Here is a 22,940-nt window from a genome sequence, read left to right as displayed (position 1 = left end):
CCAATTGCAGTCGGTTATTTATTTTCGTACTCATCAAATGACCAAAGTGGCGCTTGGTACGCTTCAACAGTTAAATATGTCATATACTCATTAGCACTTACTCTTAATACATCATTTACCAATTCATATAATCTAACATCACTGTCTATCTTTTTCCACTTTTTCACTTTGAGAAACTTCCAAATATCATCATCTGTCACTCGGTCGTAACCGAACATGTGAAACTCTTCTACTTTACTTTCTAAAACGACTTGTAACTGTCCGCGGTATGATTCTACCAAAGCCTCTTTATCTAACATCTATAACATCTCCTTCTTATTTCAGCACGAAAAAGTCGCTTTAATCCCGCTCTAATGGACAGCAATAACTACTTTCAAGAGCGCTATCATAGTTCACTCTCTTAAATGCTTGTCATTCTTGTCTCGTACGTGCATATAAATTATTGTAAATCATTCCATTGATTTTGAGAAGGTAGGAGAAGAACATGACGAGACAAAGCTTTTTAAAAGGCGCATTTATTTTAATGATAGCCGGATTTATTACAAAAATACTCGGTTTCATCAATCGTATAGTAATGGCACGTATTTTAGGTGAAGAAGGCGTTGGTCTTTATATGATGGCCGTTCCTACATTCATTTTAGCAATTACATTAACACAAATCGGTCTTCCTGTCGCAATCGCAAAATTTGTAGCAGAAGCGGAAGCTGTGAACGATAAACAAAGAGTTAAAAAAATATTAACTGTATCACTAGCTGTTACATCCGTTATTAGTATCATATTAACAATCGGAATTATGTTCCTCACACCTATTTTAGCAAAAACATTATTAACCGACGAAAGAACGTACTATCCATTAATAGCCATTTTGCCCGTCGTTCCTGTTATTGCCATTTCTTCTGTTTTGCGCGGTTACTTTCAAGGGAAACAAAATATGAAACCTAGCGCTTATGCACAAGTTCTAGAACAAGTTGTCCGCATTACCATCATCGCTATATGCATTCAATTATTTTTACCTTACGGCGTAGAATATGCTGCAGCCGGTGCTATGTTATCAGCTGTTCTCGGTGAAGTTGCATCCTTATTATTTTTACTCACGTTATTTCAGCGCGAAAAACATTTATCAATACGCTCTGGATTTTTCACTACTGTAAAGGAGAGCAAAGGAACATTTTATTCCCTTATGGATATAGCTCTTCCCACTACAGGAAGTCGTTTAATCGGCTCCGTTTCATATTTTTTTGAACCTATTGTCGTTATGCAAAGCTTAGCAATCGCTGGTGTCGCTGCTTCTGTTGCAACCCAGCAATACGGCATGTTAAACGGTTATGCATTCCCGCTCCTATCACTACCCGCCTTTATTACATACGCTCTTTCTACAGCGCTCGTCCCTTCTATTAGTGAAGCGATGGCAAAAAGACAACATAAATTAGTGGAGCACCGCTTACAACAAGCACTTCGAATTTCATTAATTACCGGGGGATGGTCTGTCGTTATATTATATGTATTCGCTTCTCCTGTTTTAACTCTTATGTACGGATCAGACAGCGCAACAGCATTCATTCAACTTCTTGCACCTTGCTTTTTATTTCATTATTTCCAAAGTCCACTGACCTCTGTTTTGCAAGCTTTAAACTTAGCAAGAGCTGCAATGATGAATACATTTATTGGCGCCACCGTGAAATTAATTGTTATTTTTGTACTAGCCTCAAGGCCAGAATTTCAAATGATGGGAGTTGCTCTCGCTATCGCTGCAAATATTGTAACAGTAACATTTCTTCACTACGCTACTGTTTTAAAAAAGATTACATTTACCATTTACGCAAAAGACTATATTTTCGGCGGACTTGCCATCGGTATCGCAGGCGCCTTCGGTTTTTATATTCATAAATATATTATTTTCTCTCATTCCCTCGGCATACAAACATTATGGGAAATCACTTTAACAACAATTGTTTATATCGTACTTCTCTTCACCTTCAAACTCATTCGAAAAGAAGAGTTAAGTCGTCTCCCTATCATTCGTAAACTTTCATTTTTGAAATAAGTTGAAACTTTAATCAGTGGGGTAATCTCCACTGATTATTAGTTAAACTAATCATTCTTACTCTTTCAAAGAATAAATCTCTAATTTTCTTTTACATCAACAAAAAATTTTCCGTTTTGAAAACTACAGTATAAAATTTGTGTCACATCGTTATAACCTAAGTTTTTTAATTTCTCAATAAGCCATTCATCTGTATGTTCAATCATTTGTAAATGACTAGATTGAATTTCTCCATCAATAATAAGAGGAAGAGTAAACTGCAATACATCCTGTTTATTTTTTTGTTTTTGAAAGACAGATAACTTCCCAGACGGTTCCAAAATAGCATATTCTACATCCCGAATATCTCCAACTCCTTGCTCCCTTAATTGCATCATTAAATCATCTATATTATAACGTTGCTTTCTCATCTTCTTTTCATCAATCTTCCCCGCGTTTACAAGAATAGCCGGCTCACCTTCTATTAAATGCCGAAAGCGTTGATACTTTAGGGAAATGACTGACAAAATAATTTGGATGCACATAAGAAAAGTCATCGGAATTAATTGATGCCAAAGTGATTTATCGGTATTTTCAATTGCTACTACAGCCATTTCTCCAAGCATAATAAATACGACTAAATCTAATACACTTAGCTCTCCTATCTCACGTTTACCCATAAGACGAAAAATAATTAAGATGATGGTATACAAAAGCATTGTCCGTCCAATTATTGATATCCATTCCATTTCTACATCTCCTTTTTTACGTATAGACTCCCCTATAAAAAAGAAACTAGTCTAACTTAGACAAAAGGAAAATATGCTTGTATTAAAAAGGGGGAATGTATAAATGGATGGAACGAAAAAATTATCCACTGCAATCGGATTCGGTATTACTACACTATTAATTCTCGCATCTCTTACTAGCATGATTATGGCTCTTTTATTAAAGTTTACGAATATAAACGAAGGGACATTAGCCGTTACTATTTTTATACTCGCTCTTTTATCTATGCTTATGTCTGGTTTTATTGCTGGCAACAAAGCACAGGGGAAAGGGTGGCTAGTAGGTCTCACAACAGGTCTCACGTTCACTATACTCGTTTTTCTAGTTAACTATTTAGGCTTTTCTCAAACTTTATCGAACTCACAATTACTTTATCAATTAGCATTAATGGGGGCGAGTACACTCGGTGGTATTTTCGGTGTAAATATGTCAAAGCAAAGTAACTAAAAAAGGCCCTGCACATTTCATGCAGGGCCTTCCACATTAGTTTTTCACAACTTCACGAATCGCATTGCGATCGAAAGTTAAGTGTGAACCACCAGATTTAATAACAATTTTCGTGTCATCTACTGATTCGATTGTACCGTGTAAGCCACCAATTGTTATGATAGCATCACCTTTTGCTAATTCGTTTTGCATTTGAGCAACTGCTTTTTGACGCTTTTGTTGCGGGCGAATTAATAAGAAATAGAAAATCGCAAACATCGCAACAATCATAACGATATTCATCATACCTGCATTCATCTTTTGTTCCTCCTTTTAAATTATGTATTAGAAGTTTTTAGCATTCGGTTTATTAAAGCCATACTGTTCAAAGAATTCTTCGCGGAAATCGCCAAGACGGTCTTCACGAATAGCTTGTCTCACCTGCTCCATTAAGTTTAACAGAAAATGAAGGTTGTGATAAGACGTTAAACGAATTCCGAACGTTTCATCACATTTCATTAAGTGACGAATGTACGCACGAGAGTAATTTTTACATGTATAGCAATCACAATTTGGATCAAGCGGACCGAAGTCTCTTGCAAATTTCGCATTTTTTACAACTAGACGACCTTCACTTGTCATACATGTACCATTTCGAGCGATACGAGTTGGAAGTACGCAGTCAAACATATCAATACCACGAATTGCACCATCGATTAATGAGTCAGGAGAACCTACTCCCATTAAGTAACGTGGCTTATTATCTGGAAGAAGTGGTGTTGTAAACTCAAGTACACGGTTCATAATATCTTTCGGCTCACCTACAGATAAACCACCTACAGCGTAACCAGGGAAGTCCATTGAAACAAGGTCTTTTGCACTTTGACGACGAAGCTCTTCGTACTCCCCGCCCTGTACAATACCGAATAAACCTTGATCTTGTGGACGTTCATGCGCTTTTAAGCAACGTTCTGCCCAACGGCTTGTACGTTCTACAGACTTCTTCATATATTCAAAAGTAGCTGGGAATGGTGGACACTCATCAAATGCCATCATAATATCTGAACCTAATGCATTTTGAATTTCCATCGCTTTTTCTGGTGATAAGAATAATTTATCTCCATTTAAGTGGTTACGGAAGTGAACGCCTTCCTCTTCAATACGACGGAAGTCACTTAAACTGAATACTTGGAAACCACCAGAGTCTGTTAAGATTGCACGATCCCAGTTCATAAATTTATGCAAGCCGCCTGCTTCACGAATAATTTCATGACCTGGACGTAGCCATAAATGATACGTATTACTTAAAATAATGCCAGAATCCATTGCTTTTAATTCTTCTGGTGACATTGTCTTAACTGTCGCAAGTGTACCAACTGGCATAAATGTTGGTGTATCAAATGAACCGTGCGGTGTATGCACACGACCTAAACGGGCACCCGTTTGTTTACATGTCTTAATAAATTCATAACGAATTGCTGTCATAACTTACTCCTTTTATTTGTTTCTCATTTTAGCGTGAGATGCAACGAACATTGCATCACCGAAGCTAAAGAAACGATATTTTTCTTTTACTGCTTCATTGTAAGCATGAAGTACATTATCTCTATTTGCAAATGCACTTACAAGCATGATTAATGTTGATTTCGGCAAGTGGAAGTTTGTAATTAAACCATCAATTGCTTTAAATTCATATCCCGGATACATGAAAATATCTGTCCATCCAGAAGCGGCGCAAAGCTTACCGTTATGATCTGTTGCAATTGTTTCTAACGTACGAGTTGATGTCGTACCTACAGTAATAATACGTCCACCATTCTCTTTTACACGATTTAATAATGCCGCTGTCTCTTCAGACATATGGTAATATTCTGCGTGCATATGGTGTTCTTCAATCGTATCTGCAGAAACTGGTCTAAATGTTCCAAGTCCTACGTGAAGTGTAATGAATGCTAACTGAACGCCTTTTTGCTTTAACTTCTCAAGTAACTCTTCTGTAAAGTGAAGTCCCGCAGTCGGCGCTGCTGCTGAACCAATTTCTTTCGCATATACTGTTTGATAGCGATCGCGATCTTCTAGCGTCTCTTTAATATATGGAGGAAGTGGCATTTCCCCAAGTTCATCTAAAATTTCATAGAAGATGCCGTCATATGAAAATTCAAGCTGACGTCCACCTTGATCTGCAGTTCCTGTGCAAGTTGCTTTTAATTTTCCTTCGCCAAAAGAGATAACAGTTCCTTCTTTTACACGTTTCGCTGGCTTTACAAGCGTTTCCCACTTATCGCCCTCTTCTTGTTTTAAAAGAAGTACTTCAATGTGTGCGCCTGTATCTTCTTTCACACCATGCAAACGAGCAGGCATAACTTTCGTTTCATTTAAAACTAAACAATCCCCCTCATGTAAGTAGGAAAGAATGTCCGTAAAATGTTTATGCTCAATATCACCTGTTTCACGGTCTAACACCATTAATCTTGATGTTTCACGATCTTCTAACGGGACTTGTGCAATAAGTTCTTCTGGTAAATGAAAATCAAACAGATTTATATCCATAGCTATATCCACCTATTTCTTATTTGAATCGATTTATTATATACATAATAAAAGATAATACAATACTTAACACAATACATGTAATGATAGGAAAATAAAAGGTAACGTTTCCTTTTTTAACAAAAATATCGCCTGGAAGCCTTCCAATGAACTTCCAAGCTAATCCAACAACAATGAGTAAGATCCCCGCTGTAATAAGCAGCTTTGGCATCTCCGTCATACTTTTGGTATCTCCATTCCGAAATGTTCATACGCAAGCGGCGTTACAATTCGGCCCCTTGGCGTTCGTTGTAAAAAGCCAATTTGTAATAAATACGGCTCATACACATCTTCAATCGTATGAGATTCTTCTCCAATTGTTGCTGAAACCGTTTCTAATCCAACTGGACCACCACGGAATTTCTCAATAATACCAAGCAGTAATTTATGATCAATATGATCTAAACCTAATTTATCTACTTGCAGTAGCTCTAATGCCATTTGTGTAATTTCCATCGTAACCGTTCCGTTACCACGAACTTGCGCGAAATCACGTACACGTCTTAAAAGACGATTTGCAATACGAGGTGTACCACGAGCACGCCTTGCAATTTCTAGTGCAGCTAACGAATCAATTTCAACTTCGAATACTTCTGCTGTACGTTCAACAATCGCAGAAAGCTGATCTACTGTGTAATACTCTAACCTTGAAAGTACACCGAATCGGTCACGAAGCGGCGCTGATAATGCTCCGGCGCGTGTCGTTGCTCCAACTAATGTAAATGGCGGTAAATCTAGGCGTACAGAACGTGCTGAAGGCCCTTTTCCAATTACGATATCAAGGCAAAAGTCTTCCATTGCAGGATACAATACTTCTTCAATTGATCTATGCAAACGATGAATTTCATCAATAAATAATACATCTCCTGGCTGAAGCGCTGTTAATACAGCAGCTAAATCTCCTGGTCTTTCAATTGCCGGACCTGAAGTTGTTCTAACATTAACGCCCATTTCATTAGCAATAATATTCGCAAGCGTCGTTTTACCAAGACCTGGTGGTCCATATAAAAGCACATGATCTAACGTTTCTTCACGCATTTTCGCCGCTTCAATAAATACTTCTAAATTATGTTTCGCTTTATCTTGGCCAATATACTGACGGAGCGTCTGTGGCCGTAATGAATATTCTAAATCCGAATCTTCATATGCAGATTCCCCTGAAAGGAGACGTTCGTCCATTATACTCACCTCTTACCATTTAGTAAAAGACTAAGTGCCTTTTTAATATACTGATCCGTCGTTAATGATTCTTTTAATAACTCTGGTACAACGCGAGAAACTTCGCGTTCTGCGTATCCAAGTGCGCGCAGAGCTTCCAGTGCCTCATCAAGCTCAGCTGATGTACCTTTCTTCTCATCAAAACGTTCTGTGTCTGAGAATAAATCAACAAATGCATCTGGTACGACATCTGCTAGTTTTCCTTTTAAATCTAAAATCATTTGGCGTGCTGTTTTCTTTCCGACGCCTGGGAATTTCACTAAAAACTTCTCATCTTCATGCTCAATCGCTTGAACGACCTGTCCTGTTTGACCAGAAGCTAAAATTGCAAGAGCGCCTTTTGGCCCAATGCCAGACACGCCTAACAACTTTGTAAATAATAAACGCTCTTCACGTGTTTTAAACCCGTAAAGTGCCATAATATCTTCTCTCACATAATGATATGTATAGACACGGATTTCTTGCTTACTTCTTTGAAATACATACGGATTCGGTGTGAAAATTTGATAACCAATTCCATTATGATCAATTACGACATATTCCGGCCCTACATACTCCACGTAACCTGTAACATATTCAAACAAAATACGATCTCTCCCTCTTAAATCATGTATTCCATTTTAACATATTTAATGATAGAAAAGCGAGACTGCCCCAACAAATGTTCTCCACTTGAAACTTCTGTTATTTTCCATTGACAGAAAGGTTAAAGCACCTTAATATACAGAGGTCGATAATGATTATCAATACTAATTAAAGGGGTTACATCAGGATGAAACGTAAGCTATTTATTTTATTTACTATTATGCTTGTTGTTCTTTCTATCGTTGGCTGCTCTTCTCAAAAAGAAGAATCGAAAGCAAAAGAACAACCGAAAACAAAAGTTGTAAAACATGCTAAAGGTGAAGCAACAATTCCAGTAAATCCAAAGAGAATTGTTGACTTATCTGGATCAACAGAAGAACTATTACTTCTTGGACACAAACCTGTTGGTACAGCAAATACATATAAAGATAAAATCCAAAATCACTTAACAGATAAGTTAGATGGAGTAAAAGCAGTAGGTTGGTACTGGGCACCTAAAGTTGATTTAGAAGCTGTTACTGCTTTAAAACCAGACTTAATTATTTTAAACAACCGTCAATTAAAAATTTATGATCAACTAGAAAAGGTTGCACCTACAGTTGTTCTAGAAACAAACTTAGAAGACTGGCGTGGTAAATTTAAAGAAGTAGGTAAGCTATTTGGCGAAGAGAAGAAAGCAGACAAATGGATTGCAGACTACGATAAGAAAGCAGACTCTTTATCTAAAAAAATTAAAGAGAAAACAAAAGATGAGAACTTTATGTTCGTTGCAGTTACACCACAAAACTTCCGCGTATACGGCAGCTTCGGATACGGTGACATCATCTTTAATGACTTAAAACTTCCAGCAACAAAAGGTACAGATTTAAAACAAACAATGGCGCAAGTATCGCTAGAAGGTCTTGTTGCATTCCAACCTGATCAAATGTTTATTGTAAACTTTGGCGGCGAAGCTGATAAAGTTTACGAAGACTACAAAAACAGTGCCGTTTGGAAAGACAATAAAGCTGTGAAAAACAATCATGTATATGAAGTATCAAACGAAATCTTCAATACGAAAGCATTCAATCCAATCGGAAAAGATATGCTAATCGATGAAATCGCAAAAGAAATTTTAGCTAAGAATAAGTAAGAAAAAGCAGCTCACCATGAGCTGCTTTTTTTCTTATTTTGCACTGCGTATTGCTTCATTTTTTCAATCGTTCTCACAAAACCTTCTTTTGATTTAATCCGAATACCACGCTTCAATTTCGCACGCTCATAACTCTCAAGCTTTTTCATATCAATTTGGAAGAAGGAGTGAATCGCATTATCACTTTTCGGTACACCTTTGAAAATTTGTAATATCCCTTCCTCTGACACGCCAAAATAACCGCTCGTTTTTAATAACGGAGAAATATCATCAACTTTCTTTTGCAATACAATTTGTACATCATCACGATCAACGAGCTGCCATTCTTTATACTGCTGTAAAAACTTTTCTAAATCCACCACTTTTTCTGTAAGTATTTCCTCACTTACTTCTCCATCAACATACATACGCTCTAATAAAATTGTAACTTCGGGTTCTTTTTTCGTTACTTCTGGTACTGGCCCTTCCGCCTTCACATTCGTTTCATAAACGAAACAAAACATCATAACGAAAGCTTGCACCGCAATCAGTATCCATTTCATTTCCGTTCACCTCTTCTAGGCAAAATCAAACTTTCATTAGTAGTTTTTCCGGAAATGGGGGTTTTATCCATATTACATTTCTTTCGAAAAAATAAAAAATGCAGATAGGCATTTACCTCATCTGCATGTATCATTTACTTTTATATAAAATGAAAGACGCCTGCAAAGCAGGCGTCTTGATGCGTTTACGGCGAGAGACCAGGCGACCACATTCGCGTGTTTAGCACTTAAGCATATCTCTCGTCTTACGTAAATTAGCTCATCGCTTTGTTAATATAACATTAATAAAGTATAAGTGCAACATGTTTATAAAAATATCTTATTTCCTCTTTCATCCAAATTATTTTATGTAAATTATAAATTGATAATTGTAATATATATTACAATAGATATAAAAGCGAAATCATAATAAGTAGGGGATGAATATTGTGAAAAAATAAAGGATGAACGTCTCATTCTTCAAACGTTAAAAAACATACGTATGGCCTTTCTTTTTCAATACATTGGGGTAGTTGAGATTTTAGGCTATATCGGATTCACTGAAGGAATTGATCAAATTACGAAATCTCCATTATGGCTATTATTTATGCTTACGAGTATTTTACTTGCTTATTTACAGTTAAGTGTTTCAATCGATGTAGAAGAAGGCGAAAAGGAAATAAAATTAACCCCTTATTACAAGCTTGTTTTACGCTCTCTTCTTATTGGAATTATTATTACTATTATTTATCTCATTTTCATTCCTGAAAGACCTCTATTTAAAGCTATTCTAACAGGTAGTGTTTTCCTCATATGCTTTTTAGTTTCTTACTCCGTTAGTTATTTTATTAAAAAACGTCGTTTACAAGACAACGATGAATGAAGAGGAAGGGCTATCCCTTCCTCTTTTGTTTTGCTATCGCATAGTACCAGTTAAACCGTAACGAATGTCTCGGAACATATTTCCTATATCACGATTAAAATCGTTTGTAACTGTACCGTTACGTAGGCGTGTGCTCATTGCATCGACACGAGTAAACATATCATTTCTTACAGAAACATAGACATTTCTGTTTCCAACTTCATTTACAACAGCTTGACGAATTTCGTTCGCCATCGCCGTTTCATTTGTCACTGTATTACGCGGTTTTACCGCAATCGCCACATCGTTTCCATATACAACTGTAGACACACGGTCCACGTTATTCATACGTTTCACACGATTTGTAATTTTTTCTGCTGTTTTACCATCATTGTTAATGTATGAATTATTCATTGTAATATTACGTGTTGGATGTGGATTAGCAATTTGACCGTTGTAATTTACATCTCGGTAATAATTGTTATATCCTGTATCGTTACGACCATTTCTATATGTTACATAATCTGTATAGCGATCATTACGCGTTACATTATCACGATACTGGTGTGTATCATTATAAGATGTACGCTCGTAATTGTAGTTACGTCCATCCATTGCGTTGTTATCTTTTGGTGTACCACATGCAGCTAATGCACTGGTAACTAACAAAGAAGCAGCAATCACTTTTACTTTCGTATTCAATACAAAAACCCCCTCTGTTAGAATGAGCTTCTCTTCTGAAAAGCTCCCTCTTATGATGAGTAACAGAGAGGGTTTTTACACTGTTAATATTTCACTGGGAATTTTCTAGCACTTCATAAAAACCCTTCATTTCCTTAATTAACACGCATGCAAAAAAGGCGGAAATACTCCCGCCTTTTTAAACTTCTTCTTCGGCCTCTTCTTCTGAAATGGGCTCTCCAAATACATTTGGTGGATCTGGTTGATAATACATCGTTCCTGGCTGTGGTGCATATGCAGATTGAGTTGGTTGATAATATAAAGGATTCGCATATTGCGGACCGCCTGGTTGTGGACTATATAGTCTACTTTCTCCTCCGCATCCACAATCTTCCTCACCCTGCACAAGCGGCGGCATATTATTATCCATTGGCATCATATTCGTGTTTGGCATAGACGTATATTGCGGTCCAAACGGCGCCCCTTGCTGATATGGCATTTGATATGGATTTGGTTGTTGATAATATGGATTCGGCGGCATCATAGGCTGTTGATACGGCATTTGATATGGCATCATATTCGGTGGTTGATTGTTATCCATAATTGGCATCATATTCGGCATTTGATTGTTATCCATGATTGGCATCATATTCGGCATTTGATTATTATCCATAATTGGCATCATATTCGGCATTTGATTATTATCCATAATTGGCATCATATTTGGTGGTTGATTGTTATCCATGATTGGCATCATATTCGGCATTTGATTATTATCCATAATTGGCATCATATTCGGTGGTTGGTTGTTATCCATAATTGGCATTATATTCGGCATTTGATTATTATCCATAATTGGCATCATATTCGGCATTTGATTATTATCCATAATTGGCATCATATTCGGCATTTGATTATTATCCATAATTGGCATCATATTCGGCATTTGATTATTATCCATAATTGGCATCATATTCGGTGGTTGGTTGTTATCCATAATCGGCATCATATTTGGTGGTTGGTTGTTATCCATAATTGGCATTATATTTGGCATTTGAATATTTGGCGGTATGACTTGTGGAATAACTACATTTTCTTTCGATACATTTGGTGATACTATATTCCCTACGTTTTCTTTCTTCACTTGTGGTGACACTATATTCCCTACATTCTCTTTCTTCACTTGCGGCGATATTATATTCCCTACATTCTCTTTCTTCACTTGTGGTGACACTATATTCCCTACATTTTCTTTTTTCACTTGCGGTGACACTATATTCCCTACATTTTCTTTCTTCACTTGCGGTGATATTATATTCCCTACATTTTCTTTTTTCACTTGCGGCGATATTATATTCCCTACATTCTCTTTCTTCACTTGCGGCGATACTATATTGTTTTTTTTCGTTTGCGGAGAAATGATATTGTTAGGTTTCATTTTACTAATTTGAGGAGCAATTAACTCGCTTCCTTTTTTTATTACATCTGAAATTTTATATTCCTTTTTTGGTTTTATTGGTGGTTGTGGCGGCTGCGGTAATACATTTACCGAAAACTTCGTGTTTTCTTTTTCCGCCGGTTTTTGTTTTTCTATCACAGGTGGTTTTTGAATAACAGACGGTTTTTCAACTGGTTTTTCTTTTTGAATTGGCTGTTCTTTTTGCATCTCTTTTTGCGGCTTTACCTGCATCTCCTTCTGTGGTTTCACCTGTACTTCTTTTTGCGGCTTTACTTGCATCTCCTTCTGCGGTTTTACTTGCACTTCTTTTTGTGTTTGTTGCATAGCTGGCTGCTGTGTAATTGGTGCTGATTGATACGTAACTTCTTCTTCATCTTCTATTCCAAGCGGAGTTGGTGTTGCTGCAAATTCTTTTTGCTGCACTTCTTTTACGTATTGCTTTGGAGGCGCTGAGCCTGCTCCAGCCTGTTGTTTCATATGAACACTCTTTGATGGCACTTTAATTTTCATACCTGGCATGATTAGATCAGGATTACTAAGTTGTGTATTTGTTTGTTTCAGCGTATCAAAATCCACTCCGTACTTTTTCGCAATTTTCCAAAGGGTATCCCCTTTTTGCACGATATGAATTTTCAAATTTTCCCCCTCCTGTATAACTTATCTATAAGTAACAAATCTCATGAAGTAACTCTTTCTAAATAACGTTAACTTCTTTTCACTTTCATCACTTCTTCGATTTTCAATATCATTTGAAGTGGAATAAGCATAAAAAAATCGCAATGATTTCTTCACAACAATGTATGCCCATTTCGTTCTCGTTATGATTATGTGCATGAAAAAAAGCAACGGGAATACCGTTGCTTTACACACGCTCTAACATACGATTTAATGCAAGAACCGCTTCTGCCGTTACTTGTTTATCTACACTAATAACATTAATTTCTTCTCCTCTTTCTATCGTTTCAAGTGCCCATAATAAGTGAGGCAGATCAATTCGGTTCATCGTTAAACATGGACACATAAATGGATTAAGCGAAACAATTTCTTTATCTGGATGTTGCTGAATAATTCGATTCACTAAATTCATTTCTGTACCAATCGCCCATTTGCTACCAGATGGCGCTGATTCAATCATATCAATAATATATTTCGTTGACCCTGCATAATCTGAAGCAGCTACAACTTCATAGCAACATTCTGGATGTACAATAATATTCATATCCGGATGATTTTTTCGTACATTCTCTATGTTTTTCACTGTAAAGTTTTGATGAACTGAACAATGACCTTTCCATAAAATCACTTGAATTTCTTCTATATCTCCATCGTACTCTAAAGAATCAGTATGCGGATCCCATACTGCCATTTTATCTAACGGGATACCTAAGTCGTACGCTGTATTTCTTCCTAAATGTTGATCCGGTAAAAAGACGAGACGTTCTTTTTGAGTAAACGCCCAAGATACCATTTGCTTTGCATTAGAAGAAGTTACTGTTGCTCCTCCGTTACGACCACAAAACGCTTTAATTGCAGCTGTAGAGTTCACATACGTTAACGGAATCATCGTATCTCCAAATAATTTCGTGAGCTCTTTCCACGCTCTTTCTGTTTGTTCAATATCTGCCATATCTGCCATCGAACATCCTGCACGCATATCTGGCAAAATAACGATTTGATCATCTGTCGTTAACATATCTGCTGTTTCCGCCATAAAGTGCACCCCGCAAAACACAATATACTTTGCGTCTTTATTGCTCGCTGCAACTTGCGCAAGCTGAAGTGAATCCCCTGCTGCATCTGAAAATTGTACCACTTCATCTTTTTGGTAATGATGTCCTGGAATGAATAACATTTTTCCCATTTTTTCTTTAATTTCATGAACACGCTTTTCCATATCTTCTTTTGACATCTTGTGATAACGCTCCGGTAACATCGTTTCAATTGGTTGCACTTTTTCTAAAATACTCATATTCCTTTCTCCCCCCTCTAAGCCACTTTCCTTATCCTTCAATATTGAAACTAATATCAAGTGCTTTCACTGAATGTGTTAACGCTCCAAGTGAAATATAATCTACCCCTGTTTTTCCGTATTTCGATAAATCTTCAATTGTAATGCCTCCTGATGCTTCCGTAACGATGGCACTTGGTACAATCTTTGAAAACTCTCTAATCTCATCTGGCGTACGGTTATCAAACATAATAATATCCGCACCAGCCGCTACAGCCTCTCTCACTTGCTCCTCCGTTTCTGTTTCCACTTCTACTTTCACCATATGTCCTAATTTTTCTTTCAGCGATGTAACAGCTTTCGTAATAGAACCCGCAAAGGCAATATGATTGTCTTTGATCATGACACCATCATATAAACCGAAACGGTGATTAAATCCTCCTCCGCACACGACTGCATACTTATCAAACATACGTAGCCCCGGCATTGTTTTTCGCGTATCACAAATACGTGTATGGCTGCTATCTAAAGCAAGAACCGCTTTACGCGTCATCGTCGCTATTCCGCTCATACGCTGGATAACATTTAATATAACGCGCTCTGCTGTTAATAACGATGCAATTGGACCTTGCACAGTTGCAATGATTTCGCCTTTTTCTACAAGATCCCCATCTTTTTTATGAAGCTCTACTTCAATTCTCTCATCTATTAATTTAAATCCCGATTCAATTACTAAACGTCCTGCAAAGACCCCTGTATCCTTCGAAAGAAACGTTCCTTTTGAAAGCAAGTTATCTGGAAAAATAAGCTGAGATGTTACATCTCTTTCTCCTATATCTTCTAAAAAAAATCGATTTAATGCTTCTTTCACTTTTATCGTGTTCATAAAGCCCCTCTTCCCCTCATCACACAAGTTGTAGTTTTCTCTTTACTCGAACAATCTCTTTCTTTCCTACATTTCTATCTGGATAATCACTCCGGTAATGCCCACCAATACTTTCTTCTCTTTGCAGAGCTGACACAACTATAAGCTCACAAACCGTTAACATATTAATAAGTGTTATCTCTTCATTCGTAAGAACATCATGTTGTAATATCATATTTCGAACACCGTACTTACTAAGCCATCTCTTCGCATAAGATAAACTTTGCTCTGTTCGCACAATCCCAACATATTTCATCATGCATTTTTGTATTTCTTCTTTCGTCGGTAAATGATTCAGAACGATAAACTTCGCTTCCTTTTCGGCTAGCATGCTCACCTTTTCTTTTGTCTCTCTAGATAAAATGTGTCGTCCGATTCTTTTTCCAAACACAAGACCTTCTAATAATGAATTACTCGCTAATCTATTTGCACCATGAACCCCATTACAAGCTACTTCACCGACTGCGTATAGGTTCGGAATAGACGTCTCTCCATCACAGTTCGTTTTCACGCCGCCCATGTGAAAATGAGTACCGGGCACGACTGGAATAAGTTTTTTATTTATATCGACTCCATTTGTTTTACATATCGATGACACGGTCGGAAAGCGTTGTTCAAAGTTTTGAATCATTTCGATGTTTAAGTACACTTTTTCACCCGCAAGTAGCTGTTCATGAATAGCCCTTGCGACTACATCACGAGGCGCTAGATCCTGTTCGGAATGTATATCCATCATAAAACGCTGCCCTTTTCCATTTATAAGAACAGCTCCTTCTCCGCGAACAGCTTCGGACACGAGGCCGGAACAACGCCCACCCGCGTATAACATCGTCGGATGAAATTGTATAAACTCTAAATCTACAAGCTCTCCGCCTGCACGGTACACCATTGCAAGTCCATCGCCTGTAATTGTCTCATCATTAGAAGTAAAGGCGTATAAACCGCCAATACCGCCTGAAGCTAACACCGTATAATCTGCATTGTAACGTTTCAGTTCTCCTTTATTGTTACGAGTTAAAGCCCCAACACATTTATCTTTTTCTATAATAAAATCGAGCACCATTTCCTGTTCCACTACCGTAACGTATGGAGCTACTTCTTGAATAAGATGCTCTAATAAATTCTTTCCTGTTGCATCGCCACCTGCATGTAAAATACGACGTTTTCGATGCGCTCCTTCTTTTCCAAGATGAGGACCTGTTTCATCTCCATCAAATTTCATTCCTCTTTCAATAAGGTTATTAATTTCTTTCGGCCCTTCCTCGACTAAATAACGGACCACTTCTTCATTATTATAATGACACCCTGCTACTAACGTATCTTCAAAATGATCATTAGGATTGTCATATGTAGCTACCGCTGCGGCAATTCCACCTTGAGCTAAATGTGTATTATTATTACGTTTCGTCTCCTTTGTGATAATAATCACATTCTTTTCGTGACAAATCTCTTTTGCAACACGAAGTGCCGCAACGCCACTTCCAATAATTAAGACATCTGCACTTGGCATAATTGTTGCCTCCTACTTTACACTTTTCAACTGTCTTGACACCTATATTTACATAGTTTTAAAATAATGACAAGAGTTTTTTTATAATTCTTATTTTCACTACCATTTAAAAAGTAAAAGAAATGTAACTCTTACTAGAGAGAGGAACTTACATGATGATATATCTTGACTATGCAGCTACTACACCTATGAGCGAGGAAGCGTTACAAACATATATGAAAGCAGCTTCTCAATACTTCGGAAATGAACAAAGTTTACATGACATTGGAGGAACGGCTTCTTCTTTATTACAAGTTTGCCGAAAAACATTCGCGGAAATGATTGGTGGAAAAGAACAAGGAGTATTCTTCACAAGCGGTGGCTCAGAATCAAACTATCTTGCGATCCAATCACTTCTAAATGCCCGAAATAAGAAGCATATTATTACGACACCTATGGAACATGCATCCATTCGAAGTTATTTTCAATCTCTAAAATCAAAAGGCTATACGATCACTGAAATTCCTGTTGATAAAAGCGGACTCATTTGTTTAGTAGATTTAGAGGCATCTATTACAGAAGATACTGTGCTAGCAAGTATACAGCATGGAAACTCTGAAATCGGAACCGTTCAAAACATTACAGAAATCGGGGCAATTTTGAAAAAATATAATGTTTTATTTCATACGGATTGTGTGCAAACGTTTGGTAAACTGCCTATCCATGTTTTTGAGATGGGGATTGATAGTCTTTCTGTTTCAGCACATAAAATATACGGACCAAAAGGTGTCGGCGCTTGCTACATAAATCCGCAATCTCGCTGGGAACAAGTATTTCCAGGAACTTCTCACGAAAAAGGATTTCGCCCAGGTACAGTTAACGTTCCCGGCATCGCATCTTTTTTAACAGCTGCTGAAAATATATTAAAAACTCAATGGGAAGAAAGTTTACGTTTTAAAGAGTTACGATCCTACTTTTTAGAGCAAATACAAACACTTCCGCTAGAAATTGAAGTAGAAGGTCATTCTACTTCTTGTTTACCACATATTGTTGGGGTTACAATAAAAGGAATAGAAGGTCAATATACTATGCTAGAATGTAATCGTCATGGTATTGCCATTTCCACCGGAAGTGCTTGCCAAGTCGGTAAACAAGAACCTTCGAAAACCATGCTTGCAATTGGAAAAACGTATGAAGAGGCCAAACAATATGTCCGCTTCTCTTTCGGACAACAAACAACGAAAGATCAAATTGATACTACTATTCATGCACTACACACAATTGGAAATCAATTTTATAGAGGTGTTAAATCATAATGAAACAAAATGAACAAAAAAAGATTTTAGGTGAAGAAAGACGACAGCTTATCCTCCAGTGGCTTCTCGCTGCAAATGAGCCGTTATCTGGAAATGAACTATCGAAGAAGACAAACGTAAGTAGGCAAGTTATCGTGCAAGATATTTCCTTACTTAAAGCACGAAACGAACCAATTATTGCGACTGCTCAAGGCTATTTATATTTAAAGCCACAAGAGAAACAACAAGCTTTTGAACGCGTAATCGTATGCCAGCACAAACCAGCAGAAGTACGTCAAGAACTTACAATGCTTGTTGATCACGGTGTTACGATTAAAGACGTAAAAGTTGAGCATCCTGTATACGGCGATTTAACAGCATCTATTATGGTAAGTAATCGCTTTGATGTAGAACAATATTTACAAAAAATAGAAAACACAAATGCTTCTTACCTTTCGCAACTAACAGATGGTATTCACTTACATACAATTGAGGCCGATTCTAAAGAAAAGTTAGATGCTGCTTGCAAGGCACTGGATAAAGCAGGATTTCTCGTTTATTAATGTAAAGCACAGAGTTTTTATAATTCTCTGTGCTTTTTTAATGCTATAATATTGTAATCAATCGTAAAGGAGATCACTTATGGGAATTAAACTCGTTCACTTTAGCATTGGCAAACCGAAACAAATGAAATATAGCGAAGATAAAGAAATGATTACTGGTATATGTAAGGAACTTACAGAAGAAGCTTTCCTCTCAAAAGATGGATTCCTCGGCGATGACGTAGCAGATTTAAAACATCATGGCGGTCCTGATCGAGCTGTTTGTGTATACCCACACGAGCATTACGCACTATGGGAAGAGGAATTTCAAACTACGCTTCCAGCTTCCACATTTGGCGAAAACATTACCGTAACAAATATGTTAGAGCGTGATGTTTGCATCGGAGATACATATCAACTAGGTGAAGCAATCATTCAAGTGACACAAGCAAGAGTACCTTGTAGCACTATTTCAAAACGCCTCGGTATTCCTGGCATTTTGCCGCGCATTGTAGCAACTGGATTTACTGGCTACCTATGCCGTGTTCTTCAAGAAGGTACTGTACGTAAAGATTCTAAAATTACATTACTAGAACGTCAACCGAGCAATATTTCTGTGTTGTTCTCTAACGAAATCTATTTTCATAATAGAAAAGATAAAGATGGCATAGAAAAAATTCTTGCTGTTCCAGAACTAGCTGATATTTGGCGTGGTCAGTTAGAAGAGCGTCTTGTGAAGTTAAAATAAAGAATCCCACCAGGTAAAACAGTATTAAGTTCTGATATGCTCCCCATTAGGTAGACAGATAAAAAATAAAAATCTGTTTATCTAATGGGAGTATTTTTATTTTCTCTTCCTTCACGTCCAAACATATAAAAATATATTTCATATTATATATGGACAACCTTTAACCCTTATATATGAAGGGAGTGATTAGTTATGGCAGATTACTTCTTAAAAAATGGAAAAAAATATTATAAGAAAAATGATCATCCATGTAATTCTTCAAATTCAGATTCAACTAACTGTTTTATACAGAACTATACTATTTTCGGTACGGAAGATACCCCTCAAGATCTTGATATAACAACTGGAATTCCTCGAACTGTATTTGAAAACTTCACTAAAAATCATAATAAGACACTTATTAAATTTAGTTTCAGTCCTGCATTTGCAACAACGATTAGATTAACAATTGCAAGATTAAACCATCGCTCTCCACTTACATTTACCTTAACACCAGGAGATATTAAAACATTTTTAGTAGAAGATGTTTTGAGTATTACTTTCTCAGATACTGTAGCTCCATCTACACTTAATCTATTAATACAACAAACGAATTGTATTTGCTGCGGTAATTCGAACAATGATGAATCCTATTATTATAATAGTTGTAATGATGCGTACTAAAAACACGACAAAAGAGTGACCTATTCCTAACAGAAAGCCGTCCTAAAATATCTTTTAGGACGGCTTCTTTATTTTGCTAGCTTAATTACATCACTTACTCCAATAGAATCGATAGCTTACTCTGCCTCAAACCGATAAACAACTTTTCATTTCAAACAAGTTTAACAACAGCTCCCTTTACAACCAATAAGAAGAATAACTCCCCAGCACAGTAACAGAAAAACCGAGTGCTTCAAGTTCCATCGTTACGCCTGGCAATAATACGTCATCATACGCTTTATCGACATCGATTAAGAAAAAGTAATTTCCAAGACCTGTTTTCATCGGACGCGATTCGATTTTTGATAAGTTTAATTTTCTCCATGCGAAAGCTGATAACACTTGATATAGGGCACCTGCATAATCTGCAGGTAACGTTATCATAAGCGTCGTTTTCTCTCCGCGGTTCTCTCCGTTATTCGGGAGTACTGCTTTCTTTTTCTTATGGAGTACTAGGAAACGTGTGTGATTATTTTTATGCGTATGAATGCTACGCCTCACAATTGTTAATCCATATTTTTCTGCAGCTGCTTCATTTGCAATAGCGGCAATTTTCTCTTCAGGATGTTCTTTCACATATTGCGCAGCGGCACTTGTGGATGTCATATCTCGAACAGTTACTCCTTTTAATTCTTCATTTAAAAATTTATGGCACTGTGCAATGGCATGCGGATGAGAATGCACCGCATATACTTCATCCCACACTTCTGCATACTGCGGATGTACAAGTAAATGCTGCTGAATTGGTACTGTAATTTCTCCTACAATGGAAAGCGGCTGCTCATGTACAAGGTAATCAACCGTTATATTCACTGAACCTTCTATTGCATTTTCTAACGGTACAACTGCGAAGTCTACATTTTCATTTGCAGCTGCATCTATACAATCTGGAATCGTTCGATACGGTACATGCTCTGCTTCCGGAAAAAAACGACTCACCGCCATATTTGTAAATGTTGCTTCTGGTCCTAAATATCCTACTCGAATCATCGTCTTTTCCCCTCTTTTTCGTTTTCTTACTGTTATACCATACTTTTTTATATTCTTCTATGCAAATTTCGAATATTAAAAAAAGACTAGCTTTCGCTAGTCTAAATGTTTCTTATATTCTCTTTGAGCGAAGAAGAAATAAATGATACATGCTGCGATATAAAACAGAATGAACAAACCTACTTTTCTTAATGATCCATCCATAAAAAGCGTATTATGAAACGTATATAACGCAACTGCACTATGCATACTCCCTACTATAATTGGCGCAAAAAATAGCATACATAATTGCCAACGAGAAATTTTCCATACTTCTTCCTTCGTCATTCCAAGTTTAGAGAGTGCACCATACTGCTTTCGGTCCGATGCAATATTATGGAACCATTTAAAATACACGATACTACATGAAGTAAGAAAAAATAATATACTAATAAATGAGCCTACAAATAGAGTAATATCGCCGCCTTCTTTCATATTTACATATAACTCCATATTGCTTCGAAATGCATTATTATCTTGTTTCATATGTTTCCGTAAATCTTCATTTAATTTCTTCGTCTTTTCGATATTTGGTAATGTGTAGCCTCTATATATCATTTTTTCAGAATCAGGAACCTGATTTGCTATACTGTCAAAATCTTCATCATTCATAACGAAGAACAGACCATTAATGTACGAGGGATGATGGTTAAATTGAACACCTTCTTTCTGACCGTTAAATACGAATTGATATGGTTGATTCATTACTCGCAATTGAATCTCTTTTTGATTATATACATTCGAATTATTGTATTTATTATAATAAACGAGTGTCACTGTACCTTTTTTAGGACGATACGTTTTCTGTTTTTGTTTCCTCGCTTCTTGGTTATATTCACTTTCTTTTATAAGCGGTGCTATTGTTGTTTCTCCCTTATTAGACTGAAAGGATGCATACACTCCAATAAAACTCATATATTGAAAATCATCATACTCATATTGATGCAGTAATTTTTCAACCGCACCTTCTTCAAAGACTTCATGAGTAGAAATACCTTTTTCTATGTACGAAAACGAGTGTATCCCTCCAGTTCGCCACATATCTTGCATGCTAGAAAAATATAAGAACACCGTACCTGTTGCTGTAACTACAAACGTCGTTGCCATAGACATCAGAAAGAAAAAGCGACCATTTTCCTTCATTCGATGTGACAATTGATTCACTATAAATAAATACGGATATGTATACATAATCTTTTTATTTCGCTTTATCATTTCTAACACTTGGGTAGCACCATGCGCGAAAGAAAAGTACGTTCCAAAAAAGACAAGTATAGACACAGGGAAAAAGTATATCGCTATCGTAGCCATCGTCACTTGTAGCGCCAACGCATACCCGCCCACTAAACAAGCAAAACCGAATAAACAGAGCCACTTTGATGTTTTCTTCTCTTTTTTATCTGTTCGAAATTCTTTCAATAACCGAATGATTTTTATATTCCATATACGTAAAGCACTTATAAAAGATAATAGAATAAAAACGACTATATATGTAATAAATGTTACACCAATCGCCCTTACGTCAAATATGACAGGCAGTTCTTTCGGAAGCCCCAGTAACATACTAAATACCATAAAAAAGAGTTTTAAAAATATCATACCAAGCCCAATACCGAAAATATTCGCGAAGACCCCAATTAAAATTTGCTCGGTCATAATCACTCCTATTACGTTAGACTTCGTTGCTCCCATTAACATATATAACCCTAATTCTTTCTTACGTGCTTCTATGAAAATAGAAGTAGAGTACAAAATAAATATGACGAAAAAAGAAATGATTATAACATTACATATGATAAGTCCCCAGCGTACGTTTTGATACCACATCGTCTCTTGCATATATGGATGCACAATGACAGACATATATGCGTAAGAAGCAAATATTGCAAAACAACTACTTAAGAAAAACACTTTATAATTACGCCAATTTCCTTTTATATTTTGCAGCGCTAGTTGCCGAATGTTCATCTATCGTCC

23 protein-coding genes and 1 pseudogene are annotated in these 22,940 nt (G+C 36.7%); 8 read left to right on the top strand and 16 right to left on the bottom strand.

Annotated elements, in window-relative coordinates:
• Positions 1-14: 14 nt before the first annotated feature.
• Positions 15-299 carry a post-transcriptional regulator gene (locus N2V92_RS12820; RefSeq protein WP_000884549.1) on the bottom strand — a complete coding sequence of 95 codons (285 nt, stop codon included), beginning with the start codon at positions 297-299 and terminating at the stop codon, positions 15-17.
• Between the two features lie 185 nt (positions 300-484).
• Here N2V92_RS12820 and spoVB point away from each other — a divergent pair, with 185 nt between their 5' ends.
• Complete coding sequence (gene spoVB, locus N2V92_RS12815; RefSeq protein WP_000198293.1) at positions 485-2,044, top strand: stage V sporulation protein B; 1,560 nt, start codon at positions 485-487, stop codon at positions 2,042-2,044.
• A gap of 80 nt (positions 2,045-2,124) precedes the next feature.
• Here spoVB and N2V92_RS12810 read toward each other — a convergent pair whose 3' ends face one another.
• Positions 2,125-2,772, bottom strand: coding sequence for a DUF421 domain-containing protein (locus N2V92_RS12810; protein WP_000454822.1), 648 nt, complete (start codon positions 2,770-2,772; stop codon positions 2,125-2,127).
• 103 nt (positions 2,773-2,875) lie between these two features.
• On the opposite strand from N2V92_RS12810, the gene N2V92_RS12805 reads away from it, so the two are divergent.
• Entirely contained in the window at positions 2,876-3,259 is a 384-nt protein-coding gene (locus N2V92_RS12805; RefSeq protein ID WP_000349145.1) for a TIGR04086 family membrane protein, read from the top strand.
• Between the two features lie 36 nt (positions 3,260-3,295).
• Here N2V92_RS12805 and yajC read toward each other — a convergent pair whose 3' ends face one another.
• Genes yajC through ruvA form a run of 6 tightly spaced genes read right to left on the bottom strand, consistent with a single transcriptional unit; the run spans position 3,296 to position 7,629 of the window.
• Complete coding sequence (gene yajC, locus N2V92_RS12800) at positions 3,296-3,556, bottom strand: preprotein translocase subunit YajC (protein ID WP_000991113.1); 261 nt, start codon at positions 3,554-3,556, stop codon at positions 3,296-3,298.
• Positions 3,557-3,583: 27 nt separating this feature from the next.
• Positions 3,584-4,723 (bottom strand): tRNA guanosine(34) transglycosylase Tgt, encoded by a 1,140-nt coding sequence (gene tgt, locus N2V92_RS12795; protein WP_000125365.1) that lies wholly within the window; start codon positions 4,721-4,723, stop codon positions 3,584-3,586.
• 12 nt (positions 4,724-4,735) lie between these two features.
• Positions 4,736-5,788, bottom strand: coding sequence for a tRNA preQ1(34) S-adenosylmethionine ribosyltransferase-isomerase QueA (gene queA, locus N2V92_RS12790; protein ID WP_000354016.1), 1,053 nt, complete (start codon positions 5,786-5,788; stop codon positions 4,736-4,738).
• A 19-nt stretch (positions 5,789-5,807) separates the two neighbouring features.
• A complete protein-coding gene (locus N2V92_RS12785; protein ID WP_000138162.1) occupies positions 5,808-6,008 on the bottom strand; it encodes a DUF2905 domain-containing protein in 201 nt (66 codons plus the stop codon).
• On the bottom strand, positions 6,005-7,006 hold the full coding sequence (gene ruvB / locus N2V92_RS12780; RefSeq protein ID WP_000344464.1) for a Holliday junction branch migration DNA helicase RuvB: 1,002 nt from the start codon (positions 7,004-7,006) through the stop codon (positions 6,005-6,007). Before ruvB ends, N2V92_RS12785 begins: the two co-directional genes overlap by 4 nt.
• A gap of 5 nt (positions 7,007-7,011) precedes the next feature.
• The gene (gene ruvA, locus N2V92_RS12775; RefSeq protein WP_000464512.1) at positions 7,012-7,629 is read right to left on the bottom strand and encodes a Holliday junction DNA helicase RuvA; all 618 of its coding nucleotides are present in this window, start codon (positions 7,627-7,629) and stop codon (positions 7,012-7,014) included.
• A 188-nt stretch (positions 7,630-7,817) separates the two neighbouring features.
• Here ruvA and N2V92_RS12770 point away from each other — a divergent pair, with 188 nt between their 5' ends.
• Positions 7,818-8,762 carry an iron-hydroxamate ABC transporter substrate-binding protein gene (locus tag N2V92_RS12770; RefSeq protein WP_000823610.1) on the top strand — a complete coding sequence of 315 codons (945 nt, stop codon included), beginning with the start codon at positions 7,818-7,820 and terminating at the stop codon, positions 8,760-8,762.
• A gap of 11 nt (positions 8,763-8,773) precedes the next feature.
• On the opposite strand, the gene N2V92_RS12765 is transcribed toward N2V92_RS12770, so the two are convergent.
• Positions 8,774-9,304, bottom strand: coding sequence for a BofC C-terminal domain-containing protein (locus N2V92_RS12765; RefSeq protein WP_000871202.1), 531 nt, complete (start codon positions 9,302-9,304; stop codon positions 8,774-8,776).
• Positions 9,305-9,785: 481 nt separating this feature from the next.
• Between N2V92_RS12765 and N2V92_RS12760 the strand changes: the two genes are divergently transcribed.
• Complete coding sequence (locus tag N2V92_RS12760; RefSeq protein ID WP_000874881.1) at positions 9,786-10,166, top strand: hypothetical protein; 381 nt, start codon at positions 9,786-9,788, stop codon at positions 10,164-10,166.
• A 33-nt stretch (positions 10,167-10,199) separates the two neighbouring features.
• Here N2V92_RS12760 and N2V92_RS12755 read toward each other — a convergent pair whose 3' ends face one another.
• From N2V92_RS12755 to nadB, 5 genes and pseudogenes are all read right to left on the bottom strand, one after another.
• Entirely contained in the window at positions 10,200-10,847 is a 648-nt protein-coding gene (locus tag N2V92_RS12755; protein ID WP_001093530.1) for a YhcN/YlaJ family sporulation lipoprotein, read from the bottom strand.
• A gap of 1,917 nt (positions 10,848-12,764) precedes the next feature.
• Positions 12,765-12,921, bottom strand: a pseudogene (gene safA / locus N2V92_RS30030) (SafA/ExsA family spore coat assembly protein); the annotation flags it as partial.
• A gap of 226 nt (positions 12,922-13,147) precedes the next feature.
• Entirely contained in the window at positions 13,148-14,254 is a 1,107-nt protein-coding gene (gene nadA, locus N2V92_RS12745; RefSeq protein ID WP_000025283.1) for a quinolinate synthase NadA, read from the bottom strand.
• Between the two features lie 31 nt (positions 14,255-14,285).
• Positions 14,286-15,119, bottom strand: a complete 834-nt coding sequence (gene nadC / locus N2V92_RS12740; RefSeq protein WP_001092241.1) for a carboxylating nicotinate-nucleotide diphosphorylase — start codon at positions 15,117-15,119, stop codon at positions 14,286-14,288.
• Between the two features lie 19 nt (positions 15,120-15,138).
• Positions 15,139-16,668 (bottom strand): L-aspartate oxidase, encoded by a 1,530-nt coding sequence (nadB, locus tag N2V92_RS12735; protein WP_001138541.1) that lies wholly within the window; start codon positions 16,666-16,668, stop codon positions 15,139-15,141.
• 152 nt (positions 16,669-16,820) lie between these two features.
• On the opposite strand from nadB, the gene N2V92_RS12730 reads away from it, so the two are divergent.
• The 4 genes from N2V92_RS12730 to N2V92_RS12715 all read left to right on the top strand — a co-directional run bounded on the left by N2V92_RS12730 (position 16,821) and on the right by N2V92_RS12715 (position 19,895).
• Positions 16,821-17,963, top strand: coding sequence for an IscS subfamily cysteine desulfurase (locus N2V92_RS12730; protein WP_000973781.1), 1,143 nt, complete (start codon positions 16,821-16,823; stop codon positions 17,961-17,963).
• Complete coding sequence (locus tag N2V92_RS12725) at positions 17,963-18,505, top strand: transcription repressor NadR (protein ID WP_000812273.1); 543 nt, start codon at positions 17,963-17,965, stop codon at positions 18,503-18,505. Before N2V92_RS12730 ends, N2V92_RS12725 begins: the two co-directional genes overlap by 1 nt.
• Before the next feature lie 79 nt (positions 18,506-18,584).
• Positions 18,585-19,232: an MOSC domain-containing protein gene (locus tag N2V92_RS12720; RefSeq protein WP_000511662.1), complete on the top strand. Its 648-nt coding sequence runs from the start codon at positions 18,585-18,587 to the stop codon at positions 19,230-19,232.
• 192 nt (positions 19,233-19,424) lie between these two features.
• Positions 19,425-19,895 (top strand): hypothetical protein, encoded by a 471-nt coding sequence (locus N2V92_RS12715; RefSeq protein WP_000796366.1) that lies wholly within the window; start codon positions 19,425-19,427, stop codon positions 19,893-19,895.
• 177 nt (positions 19,896-20,072) lie between these two features.
• On the opposite strand, the gene pheA is transcribed toward N2V92_RS12715, so the two are convergent.
• Positions 20,073-20,924 carry a prephenate dehydratase gene (gene pheA, locus N2V92_RS12710; protein WP_000621701.1) on the bottom strand — a complete coding sequence of 284 codons (852 nt, stop codon included), beginning with the start codon at positions 20,922-20,924 and terminating at the stop codon, positions 20,073-20,075.
• Between the two features lie 96 nt (positions 20,925-21,020).
• Complete coding sequence (locus N2V92_RS12705) at positions 21,021-22,931, bottom strand: ABC transporter permease (RefSeq protein WP_001026364.1); 1,911 nt, start codon at positions 22,929-22,931, stop codon at positions 21,021-21,023.
• Positions 22,932-22,940: the final 9 nt, after the last annotated feature.

Source organism: Bacillus sp. CH_48 (assembly GCF_038008465.1).
GTDB classification, from domain to species: Bacteria; Bacillota; Bacilli; order Bacillales; family Bacillaceae_G; genus Bacillus_A; species Bacillus_A thuringiensis_S.
The sequence above is the reverse complement of the archived record's forward strand: the minus strand, read 5'-3'. Positions and strand labels throughout refer to the sequence as shown.